The sequence below is a fragment of the Agrobacterium sp. InxBP2 genome, from assembly GCF_026191755.1.
Taxonomy (GTDB): domain Bacteria; phylum Pseudomonadota; class Alphaproteobacteria; order Rhizobiales; family Rhizobiaceae; genus Agrobacterium; species Agrobacterium pusense.
Window position 1 is genome coordinate 1 of sequence record NZ_JAINDY010000020.1, and the last position, 17,792, is coordinate 17,792.

Sequence of the window (17,792 nt, forward strand, 5' to 3'; positions counted from 1 at the left end):
GTAGGCCGAAGGTCAGCAGCAGCAGCATGGCGTTTATCGGCAAGACGCACTGTCGCCACTTCATTCTCTAACGTTGATATTGGCAAAACCTTGCCGCATATCGATCTCCCCACCTGTGGGGGAGATGCCCGGCAGGGCAGAGGGGGGTAAAGCCCCACCCAGCTTCAAAAAACTCTCAAACTATCAACGCCGCATCAGGACCGAGCCAGCTCCGCCAGCTGCGTCATGATCATCGCCGCACCCGTCAGCCGCTTTTCCGGCGTCGGCAGATCGCGGTTGAGGAAAAGGCTGTGATCGGGACGGATCTTCGCCATCGATCCCTGCTTGCCAATGTAACCGACAAGCGCCGCCGGGTTCGGGAATTCCTTGTTGCGGAACTGCACGACAACGCCCTTCGGCCCGGCATCCAGCTTCTCGACATTGGCAATGCGGCAGAGCGACTTGATGTAGACGATCTTGAGAAGATGCTGCACTTCTTTTGGCAGCGGGCCGAAACGGTCGATCATTTCAGCGCCGAAACCGTCGATCTCGCTGATATCGGCAAGCTCGCCAAGCCGGCGGTAAAGGCCCATGCGAAGATGCAGATCGGGAACGTAATCTTCCGGGATCATGACGGATGTGCCGACCGAAATCTGCGGCGACCAGCCGCTATCCTGCACCTGCTCGTCACCCTTCACTTCGGCGACAGCCTCTTCCAGCATCTGCTGATAAAGCTCGAAGCCGACTTCCTTGATATGGCCGGACTGTTCTTCCCCGAGTAGATTGCCCGCACCACGAATATCAAGATCGTGGCTTGCCAGCTGGAAGCCGGCGCCGAGCGTATCGAGCGATTGCAGCACCTTAAGCCGGCGCTCGGCAGTCGTGGTCAGCACCTTGTTGACCGGCAGGGTGAAGAGCGCGAAGGCGCGAACCTTGGAGCGGCCAACGCGGCCGCGTAGCTGATAGAGCTGGGCAAGACCGAACATATCGGCGCGATGCACGATCAGCGTATTGGCGGTCGGCACGTCGAGGCCGGATTCGACGATGGTGGTCGACAGCAGAACATCATATTTGCCGTCGTAGAAGGCGTTCATGATGTCTTCCAGCTCGCCCGCCGCCATCTGCCCATGCGCCACCGCCACCTTCAGTTCCGGCACATCCGATTGCAGGAAGGCATGGATATCGGCGAGATCGGCAAGCCGCGGGCAAACGTAGAAACTCTGGCCGCCACGGTAATGCTCGCGCATCAGCGTCTCGCGAATGACGAGCGGGTCAAATGGCGAGATGAAAGTGCGCACCGCCATGCGGTCGACAGGCGGGGTGGTGATGAGCGACAGTTCGCGAACCCCGGTCATGGCGAGCTGCAAGGTGCGCGGAATGGGCGTCGCAGAAAGCGTCAGCACATGCACATCGCTTTTCAGCTCCTTCAGCCGCTCCTTGTGCTTGACGCCGAAATGCTGCTCCTCATCGATGATGAGTAGGCCGAGATTGGCAAAGCTGATGCCCGCACCGAGCAGCGCATGCGTGCCGACGACGATATCGGTCTTTCCGTCAGCAACTTCCTTCTTGGTCAGCGCCAGTTCCTTGGAGCCGACTAGACGGGAAGCCTGCTGCACGCGGATGGGCAATCCGCGGAAACGCTCCGAGAAAGTCCGGAAATGCTGGCGGGCGAGCAGCGTGGTCGGCACCACGACAGCCACCTGCACACCATTCATGGCGGCAAGGAAGGCGGCGCGCAGCGCCACTTCGGTCTTGCCGAAACCGACATCGCCGCAGATGAGACGGTCCATCGGCCGGCCGGCCGCGAGATCCTCCCGCACCGCCTCGATGGCGTTCAGCTGGTCCTCGGTTTCGTCGTAGGGGAAACGGGCAGCAAACTCATCATACAGCCCATCGGGCGCGACAAGCTCCGGCGCATGGCGCACGAGACGCGCCGCTGCGATGCGGATAAGCTCATCGGCCATGTCGAGCAGGCGCTTCTTGAGCTTGGCCTTGCGCATCTGCCATGCGCCGCCGCCGAGCTTGTCGAGCGTTGCCTCTGCCGCGTCCGAGCCGTAACGCGAGAGGAGATCGATATTTTCAACCGGCAGAAACAGCTTGGCGTCATCGGCATAGTGCAGTTCGAGACAGGCGCGCGGTGCGCCCGCCGCCTCGATGGTCTGCAGGCCGACAAAACGACCAATGCCGTGTTCGGCATGAACGACGAGCGAGCCCTCGTCCAGACCAGCCACTTCCGAGATAAAATCCGCACCGCGTTTGCGGCGCTTGGAGCGCCGCACCATGCGGTCGCCGAGAATGTCCTGCTCGCCGATAACAGCAAGATTTCCGGTTTCGAAACCGGCCTCAAGGCTCAGAACCGCCGAGGCCGCCTCGCCCTTTCCGAGCTTCTCCACCTCTTTCAGCGAGGTAACCGGCTTGATCTTCTCAAGCCCGTGTTCGTTCAGCACCTGCAGCAACCGGTCGAGCGAGCCTTCCGACCAGCCTGTTATCAGCACCTTCCATCCCTTGGCGCGGCGCTCGGCTATGTGCTTCACAGCCAGGGCAAAGACATTGACCCGCTCTTCGCTTTCGCCTTCGGTTGGCTGCCGCGCCCAGCGCGGGCCGACATGCGCGTCCAGCGTGGCGACGGGTCTCCCCTCGCTATCCTGCTCATTGAAGGGTGTCAGACGCACCGCATTGACGGCAGACAGGGCCGTGTCGAAATCCTTGCCGTTGAGATAAAGCTGGCCGGGAGACACGGGCTTGTAGGGCGCACCCTGCGTCGATCCCTTCGTCTCGCCGGAAGCGCGCCGCGCCTCGTAATAATCGAGCACCAGCTTGGAGCGCTCCTTGGCTGCCTCGCGCGCCGTGTGATCGGTGACGATGCGGAACCCTTCGAGATAATCGAAGGCGGTCTCCAGCTTCTCGTAAAACAGCGGCAGCCAGTGCTCCATGCCGGCATAACGGCGGCCCTCGGAAACGGCCTGATAAAGCGCATCGTCACGCGTCGCCGCACCGAACAGCGAGAGGTAATTCTTACGAAACCGGCTGATCGTATCGGGCGTCAGCGTCACTTCGCTCATGGGGTTCAGATCGAGCGAGCGCGCCTGGCCGATGGTCCGCTGGCTGGCCGGATCGAAGGTACGGATGCTCTCCAGCGTATCGCCGAAGAAATCGAGCCGCACAGGCTCCTCGGTGCCCGGCACGAAAACATCGAGAATACCGCCGCGCACGGCGAACTCGCCCACCTCACGCACCGTCGCAACCCGGTCGAAACCGTTGCGCTCCAGCCGCGCGGCAATATCCTCCATGCGGATCTGGTTGCCGGGTCTGGCAGAGAAACCAAGGCTTTCGATGATGTCGCGCGGGGCCATCTTCTGCAGCATGGCGTTGACGGTGACCAGCACAATGGCCGGATGCGGTTTCTTCGCGTGGCTGATGAGACCGGCAAGCGCCGCCAGGCGACGCGCCGACGTGTCGGCGCTTGGTGACACGCGGTCATAGGGAAGGCAGTCCCAGGCCGGCAGCGTCATGACCGGAATATCGGGCGCAACAAAGCCGAGAATTTGTTCGAGATCGGCGATGCGCTGGCCATCCGACATCACATAGGCAACCGAGGTGCCTGCGCGCGCCATCTCGGCAAGCAGCAGCGCCTCCATGCCTGCGGGCACGTTTCCGATGGTCAGCGGCGTATCGGCCGACGACACCAGCTTTGCATCGAATCCGGCTATCATGGTTTCAGGCTTTCACATTGTCTGCGGTGACGAGATCGAAATCGGGACGATACGATGCGATCTTCATGAACAGGGGGGTCTGGAACTTTTCAGGAATTGCAAGCGCCCCCGTCACCATCTTGACGAGGTCGTTATCCTCTTCCGCCATGATGACTTCAAGCTCATCGAGCTGGTCATCGGAAAGCACCGCGATATTGTCTTCCGCGAATTGCCCGAGAACGAGGTCCATCTCGCGAATGCCGCGGTGCCAGCAGCGGTAAAGTATCCGCCGGCGTCTCGGATCGAGGTCGGCACTCGTGCGCACCAGTCCAGTCATCGCATTCACCTTTCGGTTGACCATTCAACAGCATGTTGATCGCGACCTCCTATAGAACAGGAGGCGAACGCTTGGGAACCGGTTTTTATCGAAATAATACCACGGCCACGAAAATCTGCCGGTGATAACCCGCCTTTGTGACCTGCGAAGTCTTGCATAAGCCGTCCCCTTCCCCGATTTTGCTGGCCATGCGCCCGGCCATTCTCGATCCGCTGTTTGCCTCCGTCTCCACCCTTGCCGGCGTGGGGCCGAAGCTTGCCGATCTCCTGGCAAAACTTCTGGGACGGGAGAATGCGGACGATACGCGCGTTATCGACCTTTTGTTCCATGCGCCCTCCAACGTCATCGACCGCCGCAACCGTCCCGGCATCGCGCTTGCAGCACCCGGCGCCATCGTCACCATTCAGGGACGTGTCGACCGCCATCAGCCGCCACCGCCGGGTAACCGCTCCGCGCCCTATCGCGTCTTCCTGCACGATGAAACCGGCGAACTGGCGCTGACCTTCTTTCGCGCCAAGGGCGACTGGCTGTCCAAGGCCCTGCCTGTCGATGAAGAGGTTCTGGTCAGCGGCAAGGTGGACTGGTTTAACGGCCGCGCCTCCATGGTGCATCCGGATTTCATGGTGAAGCTTTCCGAGGCGGAAAATCTGCCCCTTGTGGAAGCGGTTTATCCCATGACCGCCGGCCTTTCCGCCAAGGTGTTGCGCAAGGCGATCGAAGGCGGGCTCTCGAAGCTGCCGGTTTTCCCGGAATGGATCGATGAGACGCTCAAGACCCGGCAGGGCTTCGGTGACGTGGCATCAAGCTTCCGCGAATTGCACGATCCGCGCGACAGCGCCGATATCGAACCGCAAGCCCCGGCGCGCCGACGGCTCGCCTATGACGAATTTCTCGCCGGGCAGCTCTCACTGGCGCTGGTGCGCCAGCGGCTGCGCAAGGTGGCGGGCCAGCCAATCCGCGCCAAAGGCGATATCGCCGCAAAGATCCTGTCGCAACTGCCCTTCTCGCTGACGGCAAGCCAGAGCGCCGCCGTCAAGGATATCCTGACCGACATGGCCGGCGAAGACCGCATGTTGCGGCTGCTGCAGGGCGATGTCGGTGCGGGCAAGACGCTGGTGGCGCTGATGGCCATGGCGACGGCGGTGGAAGCCGGCGGACAGGCGGTGCTGATGGCGCCGACCGAAATCCTTGCCCGCCAGCACTATGCCACCATCTCCAAACTCGCGCAGGCCGTGGGCCTCACGGTGGAAGTGCTGACCGGCCGCACCAAGGGCAAGGAGCGCCGCGAGATCGAGGAGCGCGTTGCCTCGGGCGAAGCGCAGATCGTCATCGGCACCCATGCGCTGTTTCAGGACAGCGTCACCTATAAGAACCTTGTGCTGGCCGTGGTGGACGAACAACACCGTTTCGGCGTGCATCAGCGCCTGCGGCTCACCGCCAAGGGCATCACGCCGCATATGCTTGTCATGACCGCCACGCCCATTCCACGCACGCTGGTACTGGCCGCCTTCGGGGACATGGATGTCTCCAAGCTCACCGAAAAACCGGCGGGCCGCAAACCCATCCAGACGGTGACGATCCCCACCGAACGCATCGGCGATATTGTTGAGCGGCTGCGCGCAGCGCTGAAGGACGGCAAAAAAGCCTATTGGATTTGCCCGCTGGTGGAGGAGACGGAGGAGTCCGACCTGATGTCGGCGGAGGAGCGCCACGCGGTTCTCTCGCAGATGCTCGGCGCCAACATCGGCCTCATTCACGGGCGTATGAGCGGCCCGGAGAAGGACGCCGCCATGCTCGCCTTCAAGAACGGCGAAACCCGCCTGCTGGTGGCAACTACGGTGGTCGAGGTCGGCGTCGATGTGCCTGACGCGACGATCATGGTCATCGAACACGCCGAACGTTTCGGCCTCGCCCAGCTGCACCAGCTGCGAGGCCGCGTCGGACGCGGCGACGAGGCCTCCACCTGTATCCTGCTCTACAAGGGCCCGCTCAGCGAAAACGGCCGCGCACGGCTCTCCATCCTGCGCGACAGCGAGGACGGCTTCCTGATCGCCGAGGAAGATTTGAAGCTGCGCGGCGAAGGCGAGTTGCTCGGCACGCGTCAATCAGGCACGCCTGGCTTCCGCATCGCCAGCCTCGAGGCTCATGCCGACCTCCTGGAAATCGCCCGCAAGGACGCCGCCTATGTCATCGAGCGCGACCCGGAACTGATAGGTCCACGCGGCGATGCGCTACGCACCCTCCTCTACCTGCACCGCCGCGACGAAGCGATTCGTTTCCTGCACGCCGGCTGAAAGAGAACACCCATGAACATGATCGACCCGCGCCGCCCGCCACCCGCCTTCCGCAAGGGCTACGCGCTCTGCTCGCCGCAGAATATCCTCCAGCCCGAAACATTTGCGAAGAGCGAGAAGAAGGCGATTGGCAAGGCGTTCAAGAAGCCCGGCCGCAAAAAGGCATGGAGCCGGGCGCTGGAAGAAGGCTGGAGCGTGAGGCTGGTCTATATGCGGCTCTTCGTGCCTGTGTTCCACGCCACGACTACAGGAACAGACGTGGATGATCTGGACGACGAGGATTGATATGGTCCATTGAATGGACTAATATAACGCTAACTTTAACGCCCGAGGTTAGCCGTGCAGATATCCGTGACTGATGCAAAAAGTCAGCTTACCGAACTGGTGCGCCGCGCCGAAGCCGGTGATGAGGTCATTCTCACCCGTCATGGCCACGCAGCCGTGCGGCTGGTTCCGGTCACCGTCGTGGCGGATAAAACATCCCGTAGCGCCGCGCTCGCAAAAGTGCGCGCGACTGTCGCCAACAAAGGCGATAATGGCCCGGATGCCGCGCATAGTCAGGATTTTCTCTATGACGAGCACGGCCTTCCGAAATGATCGTTATCGATACGTCGGCTCTGATGACGATCCTGCTCGATGAACCCGAAGCGGATGCCTGCTCCTCAGCGCTCGAAACTGATGAACCTCTGCTCATTTCAGCGGGGACGCTTGCGGAGGCCATGATCGTGGCGCAGCGGCGCGACCGTAGCCGGGAACTAGAGATGCTGATCGAAGGTCTGGGCGCCGAAATCAAGCCCGTCACCCGCAAATCGGCGCATGGCGTTTCGGAAGCTTATCGCATTTGGGGCAAGGGCGTTCATCCTGCCGGACTAAATTTCGGCGACTGCTTTGCCTACGAGCTGGCGAAAACAGAGGGTTGCCGTTTGCTTTATGTCGGTAACGACTTTTCGCAGACGGACATCCCGGGCGTTCTCTAGATTAGACCGGCGCGATCATCTTCGGCGGCTTGAAATCCGGCGCCACAAGACCACCCGAGATCAGCAGCTTCGCCGCATCCTCTGGGGTCATGTCCAGCATCACGATCTTGTCCTTGGGCACGAACAGCAGGAAGCCCGCCGTCGGCACCGGTGTGGGCGGCAGGAAGACGGCGACCATCTGCTGGCCCATCTCGTTGAAGCGATGGGCGAGTTCGCCCTTTGCCTCGGAAGCCACAAACACCATCGCCCATGTGCCTGACGACGGGAACTCGATCAGGCCAACCTTCTTGAAGGAGTTCGAGTGCTCCTTCAGGACGGATTCGAACAGCTGTTTGATGCTTTTATAGATCGGCCGCACCAACGGCATGCGGTTGAGGATGGATTCACCGACGCCGACAATCCATTTCCCGATCAGGTTATTGCCGAGAAAGCCGATGAGGGTAATGCCGATGACAGCGATCAGCAGGCCGAAGCCGGGAATGGCAACATCGAAATATTGCTCGGGATCGTAACGGGCGGGAATATAGGGCTTCACCCAGCTATCCGCCCATTGCAGGAAGCTCCACACCAGCCACATGGTAATGGTGACGGGTGCGAGGATCAGAACGCCCGTAAGGAAGCTGTTGCGCAACCGTGTCGCAAAGGAAATTTTGGGAGGAATGTCGGTCATTTACCGTTCGCGTTAAGCGCTGTCGCTATCGAAACCCGGATGAAAACTGACAATGCCGGATGGCGTTCCCCCATGCAAGCGAAGAACTGTGAAATATTCGTCAGGAATCCCCATAGCGCTTAGGCCTTCGACGGCGCGAAAACCGAAGCGTCCATAATAATCGGGATCGCCGGCAACGGCACATCCCGATGCGCTCAGCCGATCAAGCGCACCAAGCCCTTCACGCACCAGCCGGGAGCCGATACCCTCGCCCTGCCGTTCCGGCGTCACCGAAAGAGGCGCAAGGCAAAACCAGCCGCTGTCGCCGCTTGAAAGTGTCACGGGCGAAAAGCCGATATGGCCGACGATCCCTTCGCTGTCTTCGGCCACGAACGAAACCGTGAGCGCACCGGCCTCCCGCAGCCGCGCCACGATCAGATGTTCGGTCTTGTCGCTATGGTCGACGTCACGAAAGGCTTCTTCCGTAACGCGGGCAATCGCCTCTTCGTCACCCTGGCGCTCCGGCCGGATGATCATTCCACCGTGACCGATTTTGCAAGGTTGCGCGGCTGGTCGACATCCGTACCCATGAAAACGGCGGTGTGATAGGCCAGCAGCTGAATGGGCAGCGAGAAGACCATCGGTGCGATCAGTTCGTCGACGGTCGGCAGCGTGATCGTCGCCATGGTGTCGAGCTTGGAAGCGGCAGCTCCCTTCTCATCCGTGATGAAGATGATACGGCCGCCGCGGGCGGCAACCTCCTGCATGTTGGAGACGGTCTTTTCGAAGAAACGATCGTGCGGTGCAATCACGATGACGGGCATGTTCTCGTCGATCAGCGCGATCGGGCCGTGCTTCAGCTCGCCGGCAGCATAACCTTCGGCGTGAATATAGGAAATTTCCTTGAGCTTCAGCGCGCCTTCCAGCGCCAGCGGGAAGCTGGTGCCCCGGCCGAGATAAAGCACATCCTTGAAGCGCGACAGATCGCGCGACAGGCCCTCTATCTGCGGCTGGATGATGTTGAGCACCTGGCTCATGATGCGCGGCATCTCGATCAGATGTTGCACAAGTTCCTTTTCCTGACCGGGCTTCAGAGTGCCGCGCGCCTTGCCGGCGGCGATGGCGAGCGAAGCAAGCACCGCAAGCTGGCAGGTGAAGGCCTTGGTGGAAGCGACGCCGATTTCCGGTCCGGCAAGGATCGGGAAGATGGCGTTCGATTCCCGGGCAATGGTCGATTCCCGCACATTGACGATGGCGCCAATCTTGAGATCGCTTTCCTTGCAATAGCGCAGCGATGCCAGCGTATCGGCTGTCTCGCCCGATTGCGAGATGAAGAGCGCCGCCTGCGTTGGCTGAAGTGGCATTTCACGATAGCGGAACTCGGAGGCCACATCGATCTCCACCGGCAGGCGCGCATAACGCTCGAACCAGTATTTGCCGATCAGGCCCGAAAGATAAGCCGTGCCGCAGGCGGAGATCGCAAGTCCGGAAAGCCTGGCGAAATCAATGGCCTTATCGGCCTCTTTCACGGTCTTGGAGGCGAAATCCACATAATGGCTGAGCGCATGGGAAATGACTTCCGGCTGCTCGTAGATTTCCTTTTCCATGAAGTGGCGATGGTTGCCCTTGTCGACGACATAGGCCGTCGCCTGCGATATCTGCCGCTCGCGCTTCACCGGCTTGCCGGAGAAATCGATGATCTCAGCACCCTGCCGGGTCACGATGGCGCAGTCGCCATCCACCAGATAGGTGATCTCGTTGGTGAAGGGCGAAAGCGCAATGGCGTCGGAACCCAGGAACATTTCTCCGCGGCCATAACCGACGGCAAGCGGTGGGCCGGAGCGCGCCGAAAGCAGCGTACCGGGATCGTCCTTGAACATCACCACCAGCGCATAAGCACCGGTCACGCGGTTCAGCATCTTCAGCATCGCTTCGCGATGGCCAAGGCCCTCGCGGGTGTATTTCGCCAGAAGCTGCGCCACCACTTCGGTGTCGGTCTGGGTGGTGAAGGTCGCGCCCTCGGCGGTCAGTTCTTCGCGCAGTTCGGCGAAGTTTTCGATGATGCCGTTATGGACGACGGCCACGCCATCGACGAAGTGCGGGTGAGCGTTGGTTTCGTTCGGCACGCCGTGGGTCGCCCAGCGTGTATGCGCGATGCCGACCACGCCCGGAAGCGGCTTTTCGGACACCAGCTTTTCCAGATTGAAGAGCTTGCCCTCGGCACGGCGGCGATCCATCGCGCCATTGTCGATCGTTGCAACGCCGGCTGAATCGTAGCCACGATATTCGAGACGCTTCAGTGCATCGACAAGCCGTTCAGCAACGGGCTCAGTTCCGACAATTCCGACAATTCCGCACATATATATCTCCAGACGGCGACTTTTCGCCGAAACTTCTAATCTTTCCCGTGCAATCCGCAATTATGGCGCCGGTCACTTTCGGTATCGCTTCGTAACGTCGTTCAGGACGACTTTTTCTTCGCTTCCTTCAGCGCCTTCGCCCGCTCGCGCACCACGGTTGCGCGGCCCGGCTTCACCTCCTGGCGCGCACGCCCAAAAGCCAGCGCATCATCGGGCACGTCATCGGTGATCACGCTGCCGGAGGCGATGTAGGCCCCCTCGCCAATCGTCACGGGAGCAACCAGCGACGAGTTGGAACCAACGAAGCTGTTCGCGCCGATCCGCGTCTCAGCCTTGTTGTAACCGTCATAATTGCAGGTGATGGTGCCGGCACCGATATTGCTGCCCGCGCCAACGAAGGCGTCGCCGATATAGGTGAGATGATTGACCTTGGCCCCCTCGCCGATCTCGGCCTTCTTGACCTCGCAGAAATTACCCACCTTAGAGTTGGCGTGCAGGTTGGCCCCCGGTCGCAGCCGGGCATAGGGACCAACAGTGGCACCTTCCGCGACATGCGCGCCTTCGAGGTGTGAGAAGGCATGGATCACGGCACCCGGTTCGACCGTCACGCCGGGACCAAAAACGACATTGGGCTCGATCAGCGCGTCCTGACCGATCGTCGTATCGAAGGAGAGGAAGACAGTTTCAGGCGCGATCATCGATACGCCGTCGACCATCAATTCATGGCGGCGGCGCTCCTGCCAGAGCTTTTCGATGAAGGCCAGTTCGGCGCGGTTGTTGCAGCCGACCAGTTCTGTTTCCGGTGCATCGATGGCGACGGCGCGGCGGCCGAGCGACCGGGCGATTTCGACCACGTCCGTCAGATAATATTCGCCCTTCACATTGCCGTTGCCGATCCGGTCGAGCAGATCAAGGGCATTGCGGCCATTGATCGCCATCAGGCCACTATTGCACCAGGTCACCCTGCGCTCTTCGTCGGTCGCATCCTTTTCCTCGCGGATCGCCACCAGCTCGCCATTCTCGACCAGCAACCGGCCATAACCCGTGGGCCGGTCGGTATGAAAACCGATCACCGCGACATCGGCGCCGGAAGCAATGGCCTCGCGGGCCCGGTCGAGCGTGGCGGAGGTAATGAGCGGCACGTCGCCATAAGCGATGATGAGATCGTCGAAGCCGCGTTCGATTGCCGCACGTGCGGCAAGCACGGCATGGCCGGTGCCTTTGCGTTCCTTCTGAAGAAAAGTCTCAACCTGAAGTCCCGGCAGGCTCGCCGCCGTGGCAACATTGTCGGCGTCACGTCCGACGACGAGCGCCACCGTGCCCACGCCCGATCCAGCCACCGCCTCGACCACATGCGCAATCATCGGACGGCCGGCGACCGGATGCAGCACCTTGGATTTCGACGACTTCATGCGCGTGCTGTCGCCCGCTGCGAGAATAACGGCTAGAGAGCTGCGCTCCATAAGACCTCCAACACCCCGTCGGCGACTGCCTGGCAGCCGATACAGCGGCACATGTTTGACTTTGCGCCGTCCGGCAAAACGAACGGGCGCATCGGTAATTTCATTCCGGATTGCTATAACGGCGGCCCACTTAAGAAACCATGCAAATCTGCACCAAATTTCCGCACCGGTTTTCATCAAACGTGATTGGAGCGGGATCACATCCTGCTCCCACCGTCTGATTTATCGCCGGGAGTTGCGGGCAGTGAATTCCAGTACCTGCTGGCGGCCGTTCTCAATCAATCTTTCCATCTCGCGACGCGCGGCGGCCTCGTCATGCAGACGAAAGGCTTCCACGAGCTTCAGGTGCGAAGCTGAAACATCGGAAATTTCATTGGGATCGGTGTCCGGATTGCTCATCCGGAAAATGCCCGCCAGAGCTGCCTTTATCAGCGAACCAACGGTGCGCATGAACGGGTTGCCCGACATTTCGGTGATGAGGACATGGAAATTCATGTCCGCAAGCGCGCGCTTTTCTTTCGAATAAGCAGTATTGCCCATCTCATTGGCATAGGCGGCAAGCTTTGCGATATCCGCATCCTTTGCCCTGATGGCGGCAAGCCCGGCGCCATAGGGTTCGAAGGCTTTGCGGATGTCGTAGAGATGCAGCAGGAACTCATCGCTGACGCCGGCCTCGAAGTGCCATAGCAGCACTTCGCTGTCGAACATGTTCCAGCTTTCGCGCTCCGTCACCCGCGTACCAATCCGCGCCTTGGGGGAAATCATGCCCTTGGCCGTCAGCGTCTTCATCGCTTCGCGCAGCACGGTGCGCGAAACTTTAAGCCGCTCCATCAGCTCCGCATCGCCTGGCAGGATGTCGCCGGTCCTGAAGTTGCCGGACACGATGTCGAGACCGAGCTTGTGAACGACCTGTGCATGATTTGTCCGCAGCTTTCGTAGACCGATCGCCGCATCGAGCATTCCGCGCTGCAAGTGCCATGTCCTTCCGTTCGGTTGGCGATTTTAAAAATCGCGCCAGACGTGTATCTTCAGTCAGAATATAGTGAAAGACATCAAGTTGCCGGAAAAGCAAAGGCAAACTTCATCTACGCAATAAAACCCATGAAAATAAGCAAGGCTGCACATGCGTCGATGTACAGCCCCGATCTTTGCGAACTCAATTTCCCACGTCATCCTCGCCCTTCAGGCGAGGATCCATGGACATGGGGAGTGTCATCCGGGTCAAGGCCGAGGATGACACCCTGTCCCACAACGCAGATTATTGCGGCAGCTTGTCGTCCACGCCGGCAACGTAGAAGTTGAGGCCGAGCAGGACCTTGTCCTCAGCCTTTTCACCAGCCTTCAGCCATTCCGAGCCGTCCTGCTTCTTCACCGGGCCGGTGAAGGGGTGCAGTTCGCCGGACTTGATCTTGGCTTCGGTGTCCTCGGCCATCTTCTTCACGTCGTCAGGCATGTTGGTATAGGGCGCCATGGTCAGGATACCGTCCTTCAGGCCGTCCCAGACCGATTCCGACTTCCAGGTGCCATCGAGAAGAGCCTGCGTGCGCTTGATGTAATAAGCGCCCCAGGTATCCTTGATCGCGGTCAGCTGCGTCTCAGGACCGGCCTTGATCATGTCGGAGGCCTGGCCGAATGCCTTGATGCCGCGCTCGGCTGCAACCTGCATCGGTGCCGTCGTGTCGGTGTGCTGCGTCAGGATATCGACGCCCTGGTCGATCAGCGCCTTCGCGGCATCGGCTTCCTTGCCGGGGTCGAACCAGGTGTTGGCCCAGACGACCTTGACCTTGAACTCAGGATTGACGGACTGCGCGCCGAGAACGAAGGCGTCGATGCCCATCACCACTTCCGGGATCGGGAAGGACGCGATGTAACCGGCAACGCCCTTCTTGGACATTTTCGCGGCGATCTGGCCCTGAATGTAACGGCCTTCATAGAAACGCGAATTGTAGGTCGCGACGTTTTCGGCCGTCTTGAAGCCGGTTGCGTGCTCGAACTTCACCTTCGGAAATTTCTGGGCAACCTTCACGGTCGCATCCATGAAGCCGAAGGAGGTGGTGAACACCAGTTCGCAGCCGGAGCGGGCCATGCGCTCGATGGCGCGTTCAGCATCCGGGCCTTCCGGAACGCTTTCGAGGAACGGCGTTTCGATCTTGTCGCCGAAGTGCTTCTGCAGCTCTTCGCGGCCGATATCATGCGCTTGCGTCCAGCCGCCATCGGTGCGGCTACCGACATAGATGAAGCAGACCTTCTTGGCGTCGGCGGCTTCAGCGGAGGAAACAACGCCTCCCAGCGCCGCGATGGAAGCGGCAAGTGCGATGACCAGTTTTTTCATTTTTACCCCTGTTGGTTTGGAGACGTGAGAATGCTTTACCTGTCCGGCACGAAAGACTTGCCCAGCGATGCCGGTGTATTGATCAACGTCGTGCGGCGATTATGCGAGATGATGACCAGCACGACAATAGTTGCAAGGTAAGGTAGCGCCGACAAAAGCTGCGACGGCACCCCGATGCCGAAGGCCTGCGCGTGCAATTGCCCGATGGTGACGGCGCCGAACAGATAACCGCCGGCGAGCACCCGCCATGGACGCCAGGACGCGAAGACAACGAGCGCCAGCGCAATCCAGCCACGCCCGGCCGACATGTTTTCCACCCATTGCGGCGTATAAACCAGCGAAAGCTGCGCGCCAGCGAGACCGGCACAGGCACCGCCGAACATGACAGTCAGATAGCGTGTGCGGATGACGTTGATCCCGAGCGCATGGGCCGAGGCATGACTATCGCCGATGGCGCGCATCTTCAGGCCCGCCCGGCTTTTGAACAGGAACCAGCCTATGCCGGCCACCAGCCCTATGGAAAGGTAGAAGATCAGATCCTGCCGGAAGAGCAGCGGGCCGATGAAGGGTATGTCCGACAGAACGGGAAAGACGATCGGCTGCAGCTTGACGCCTGGCAGGCCAACGAAGCTTTCGCCCAGCATACCGGATACGCCCAGGCCCAGAATGGTGAGCGCAAGACCCGTCGCCACCTGATTGGTGACCAGCGTCAATGTCAGAAAACCGAACAGAAGCGAAAAAACCGCACCCGAAGCAATGCCGGCCAGAATGCCGAGATAGGGCGAACCCGTCATATGGGCGGTCGCGAAAGCGCAGACCGCACCCATGATCATCATGCCTTCGACGCCGAGATTGAGCACACCGGATCGCTCCACCACCAGTTCACCGGAGGCGGCTATGACGAGCGGCGTCGCGGCGGTGATGACGGTGAGGAGAATGGCCTGAAGCATGTCCATCATGCCGCTCCCTGCTTGTGATGCGCCTTGCCGGCAAAAACGACCTTGATGCGATAGAAGATGAGCGTATCGCAGGAGAGCACGAAGAACAGCATCAGCCCCTGGAACACGCGCGTGACCTTGTCCGATACACCGATCGAAAGCTGCGCCGCCTCGCCGCCGAGATAGGTCAGCGCCAGCACCAGCCCCGACAGGATAATGCCAAGCGGGTTAAGACGGCCGAGAAACGCGACGATGATGGCTGTAAAACCATAGCCCGGCGAAATGCTGGGCTGGAGGTGGCCGATGGAGCCGGAGGCTTCCGAAATGCCCGCAAGACCGGCCAGCGCGCCCGATAGCAGCAGCGAAAACCACACCATGCGGCTCGACGAGAAACCGGCAAATCGCCCTGCCCGGGCCGACTGGCCAAGCACGGTGACTTCGAAGCCCTTCAGCATGTAGCGCATCATGAACCACAGCGCGATCGCCGCGACAATGGCGAAAACGAAGCCCCAGTGCGCCCGGCCCGATGCCAGCATCTCCGGCAACACGGCGCTATCGTTGAACGGCTTGGTCTGCGGGAAATTATAACCGCCCGGATCACGCCAGATTCCGCGCGTCAGCCAGTCGAGGAAAAGCTGTGCAACGTAGACCAGCATCAGGCTGACGAGGATTTCGTTGGTATTGAACTTCGTCTTCAGGAGAGCGGGAATACCCGCATAGAGCGCCCCGCCGAGAGCTCCCATCACCAGCATGAGCGGCAGAAGCAGCGGCGAATGCCAGTCCGGATAAAGAACCGGCAGTATGGAGCCGGTAATCGCACCGATGGTGAATTGCCCTTCCGCTCCGATGTTCCAGTTATTGGAGCGATAACAGATCGACAGGCCGACACCGATCAGGATCAGCGGCGCGGCCTTGATCGCCAGCTCGTGCAGGGACCAGACTTCGAGCAATGGTTCCACGAAGAAGGCATAAAGCGCATGGGCCGGGTTCTTCCCGAGCATGGCGAACATGATAGCACCGACCAGCAGGGTCAGCACCAGCGCCAGAAGCGGGGAAAGAAATGTAAAAAGCCGGGAAACCCCTGCGCGTTTTTCAAGCTCAATGCGCATGCTGGGCGGCTCCCGAATGTGTCGTGTGAATGCCGCCCATCAACAGGCCGATCTTTTCGAGCGTCATTTCCTCCACCGGATGGGCCTCGGAAAGCCTGCCGTCGGAGATGACCGCGATATTGGTGGCGACTTCAAAGATTTCATCCAGGTCCTGACTGATGACGATGACCGCCGAGCCCGACTTGGCAAGATCGACAAGTGCCTGACGGATGCGGCTTGCAGCACCCGCATCCACGCCCCACGTCGGCTGGTTGACGACAAGCACGGCCGGCTGGCGGTCGAGCTCGCGTCCCACGATGAACTTCTGCAGATTGCCGCCTGAGAGCGACCCTGCCAGCGGATCGGCCCCGCTTTTGCGCACATCCATGGTTTCCGATATGCGCCGCGCCGCTGCCCTGATGGCCGACCCCCTGACAATACGCAGGAAACCGCCGGTCAGGAACGCCTTGCGATCGGAGCGGGCCCGCGCGAGCAACAGATTGTCGGAGAGGCTCATTCCGGGGACGGCGGCGTGGCCATGGCGCTCTTCCGGTACGAAACCCGCCCCCATCAGCCGGCGACCGTTGATGCCGATCCGGCCGACCGGCTTGCCGCGGAGATGGATCGCATCGTTATTATAAACCGGGTATTCCCCCGAAAGCGCGTCGAACAGCTCACCCTGGCCGTTTCCCGCGACCCCGGCGATCGCCAGCACCTCCCCGGCACGCACGGTCATCGAAATCGATTTCAATGCCACGGCGAACGGCGTGCGCGGCGCAACCGAAAGCCCCATGACTTCGATCTGCGGCGCACCCAGCGCTTCGCCCGTCGCGCGCGACACACTGGCGACATCGCTGCCCACCATCATGCGCGCCAGCGATGCCGGCGTCTCCCGGCGCGGATCGCAGGCACCGGTCACCTTACCATGGCGCAGAACCGTGGCGCGGTCGCAGATGCGTTGAACCTCTTCGAGACGATGGCTGATATAAAGCACGGAACGGCCTTCGGCCTTCAGCTTCTCCAGCGTCTCGAAAAGCTTGTCGGCCTCCTGCGGCGTCAGAACCGAGGTCGGCTCGTCAAGAATGATAAGGCGCGGGTTCTGCAGCAGAGCACGGACAATTTCGATGCGCTGGCGCTCGCCGACCGAAAGATCGGCCACATGCGCATTGGGGTCGAGCGGCAGGCCATAGGCGCGCGACAGGGTCTCCGCTTCCCTGGCGATTTCCTTCAATGAAATTTTCGGATCGAGCGACAGGGCAATGTTCTCGGCAACCGTCAGCGCCTCGAACAGCGAAAAATGCTGGAAGACCATGCCGATGCCGAGCCTGCGGGCTTCGCTTGGCGAACCCACCGAAACCGGCTCACCCTGCCAGATGATTTCGCCCTCGGTCGGTGCGAGAACGCCAAACAGCATCTTGACGAGCGTGGATTTACCCGCGCCGTTTTCACCCAGGAGCGCATGGATTTCACCCGGCGCAATATCGAGATCGATACCGTTGCAGGCGGCGAAATTGCCGAACAGCTTGGTCAGCTTGCGAACGGACAGGAGAGGCACGGCCTCCGGCGCCAAAGTTCCAGTCACGAGTTCCCTCTCTCACCAACCGTCCATGCCTTCTTCGAGGCGTTTCAGACGGTCGCGGTCATTGTTCCCAATCCCGCACCAAAAAGTATGCAATGATACGT

At 60.7% G+C, this 17,792-nt stretch carries 15 protein-coding genes; 4 read left to right on the forward strand and 11 right to left on the reverse strand.

The window, feature by feature from the left end:
• Positions 1 to 194: 194 nt before the first annotated feature.
• Together mfd and K7A42_RS02800 are read right to left on the reverse strand one after the other, a co-directional pair.
• The gene (gene mfd, locus K7A42_RS02795) at positions 195 to 3,692 is read right to left on the reverse strand and encodes a transcription-repair coupling factor (protein WP_282454774.1); all 3,498 of its coding nucleotides are present in this window, start codon (positions 3,690 to 3,692) and stop codon (positions 195 to 197) included.
• Positions 3,693 to 3,696: 4 nt separating this feature from the next.
• Positions 3,697 to 4,008, reverse strand: coding sequence for a succinate dehydrogenase assembly factor 2 (locus K7A42_RS02800; protein ID WP_282454775.1), 312 nt, complete (start codon positions 4,006 to 4,008; stop codon positions 3,697 to 3,699).
• A gap of 188 nt (positions 4,009 to 4,196) precedes the next feature.
• Between K7A42_RS02800 and recG the strand changes: the two genes are divergently transcribed.
• From recG to K7A42_RS02820, 4 genes are read left to right on the forward strand one after another with little or no spacing between them, the layout of a single operon-like run.
• Positions 4,197 to 6,302, forward strand: coding sequence for an ATP-dependent DNA helicase RecG (recG, locus tag K7A42_RS02805; RefSeq protein WP_282454776.1), 2,106 nt, complete (start codon positions 4,197 to 4,199; stop codon positions 6,300 to 6,302).
• A gap of 12 nt (positions 6,303 to 6,314) precedes the next feature.
• A complete protein-coding gene (locus K7A42_RS02810; protein WP_004442322.1) occupies positions 6,315 to 6,587 on the forward strand; it encodes a hypothetical protein in 273 nt (90 codons plus the stop codon).
• Between the two features lie 54 nt (positions 6,588 to 6,641).
• The gene (locus K7A42_RS02815) at positions 6,642 to 6,899 is read left to right on the forward strand and encodes a type II toxin-antitoxin system Phd/YefM family antitoxin (protein ID WP_004442323.1); all 258 of its coding nucleotides are present in this window, start codon (positions 6,642 to 6,644) and stop codon (positions 6,897 to 6,899) included.
• Positions 6,896 to 7,279: a type II toxin-antitoxin system VapC family toxin gene (locus K7A42_RS02820; RefSeq protein WP_037092501.1), complete on the forward strand. Its 384-nt coding sequence runs from the start codon at positions 6,896 to 6,898 to the stop codon at positions 7,277 to 7,279. Before K7A42_RS02815 ends, K7A42_RS02820 begins: the two co-directional genes overlap by 4 nt.
• 1 nt (position 7,280) lies before the next feature.
• Here the strand turns inward: K7A42_RS02820 and K7A42_RS02825 are convergent, their stop codons facing one another.
• From K7A42_RS02825 to K7A42_RS02865, 9 genes are all read right to left on the reverse strand, one after another.
• The gene (locus K7A42_RS02825; RefSeq protein WP_004442327.1) at positions 7,281 to 7,949 is read right to left on the reverse strand and encodes a DUF502 domain-containing protein; all 669 of its coding nucleotides are present in this window, start codon (positions 7,947 to 7,949) and stop codon (positions 7,281 to 7,283) included.
• 12 nt (positions 7,950 to 7,961) lie between these two features.
• A complete protein-coding gene (locus tag K7A42_RS02830) occupies positions 7,962 to 8,465 on the reverse strand; it encodes a GNAT family N-acetyltransferase (RefSeq protein ID WP_282454777.1) in 504 nt (167 codons plus the stop codon).
• The gene (glmS, locus tag K7A42_RS02835) at positions 8,462 to 10,288 is read right to left on the reverse strand and encodes a glutamine--fructose-6-phosphate transaminase (isomerizing) (RefSeq protein WP_282454778.1); all 1,827 of its coding nucleotides are present in this window, start codon (positions 10,286 to 10,288) and stop codon (positions 8,462 to 8,464) included. The genes K7A42_RS02830 and glmS overlap by 4 nt, the downstream gene beginning before the upstream one ends.
• A 101-nt stretch (positions 10,289 to 10,389) precedes the next feature.
• Positions 10,390 to 11,751 (reverse strand): bifunctional UDP-N-acetylglucosamine diphosphorylase/glucosamine-1-phosphate N-acetyltransferase GlmU, encoded by a 1,362-nt coding sequence (gene glmU / locus K7A42_RS02840; RefSeq protein ID WP_022556316.1) that lies wholly within the window; start codon positions 11,749 to 11,751, stop codon positions 10,390 to 10,392.
• A 222-nt stretch (positions 11,752 to 11,973) separates the two neighbouring features.
• Positions 11,974 to 12,711, reverse strand: a complete 738-nt coding sequence (locus K7A42_RS02845; RefSeq protein WP_006698813.1) for a FadR/GntR family transcriptional regulator — start codon at positions 12,709 to 12,711, stop codon at positions 11,974 to 11,976.
• 298 nt (positions 12,712 to 13,009) lie between these two features.
• Positions 13,010 to 14,083, reverse strand: coding sequence for a BMP family ABC transporter substrate-binding protein (locus K7A42_RS02850; protein WP_004442334.1), 1,074 nt, complete (start codon positions 14,081 to 14,083; stop codon positions 13,010 to 13,012).
• Positions 14,084 to 14,118: 35 nt separating this feature from the next.
• The gene (locus K7A42_RS02855) at positions 14,119 to 15,039 is read right to left on the reverse strand and encodes an ABC transporter permease (protein ID WP_035210758.1); all 921 of its coding nucleotides are present in this window, start codon (positions 15,037 to 15,039) and stop codon (positions 14,119 to 14,121) included.
• Positions 15,039 to 16,130: an ABC transporter permease gene (locus K7A42_RS02860; protein WP_184285593.1), complete on the reverse strand. Its 1,092-nt coding sequence runs from the start codon at positions 16,128 to 16,130 to the stop codon at positions 15,039 to 15,041. The genes K7A42_RS02855 and K7A42_RS02860 overlap by 1 nt, the downstream gene beginning before the upstream one ends.
• Positions 16,120 to 17,679, reverse strand: a complete 1,560-nt coding sequence (locus tag K7A42_RS02865) for an ABC transporter ATP-binding protein (RefSeq protein WP_153775666.1) — start codon at positions 17,677 to 17,679, stop codon at positions 16,120 to 16,122. The genes K7A42_RS02860 and K7A42_RS02865 overlap by 11 nt, the downstream gene beginning before the upstream one ends.
• Between the last annotated feature and the right edge of the window lie 113 nt (positions 17,680 to 17,792).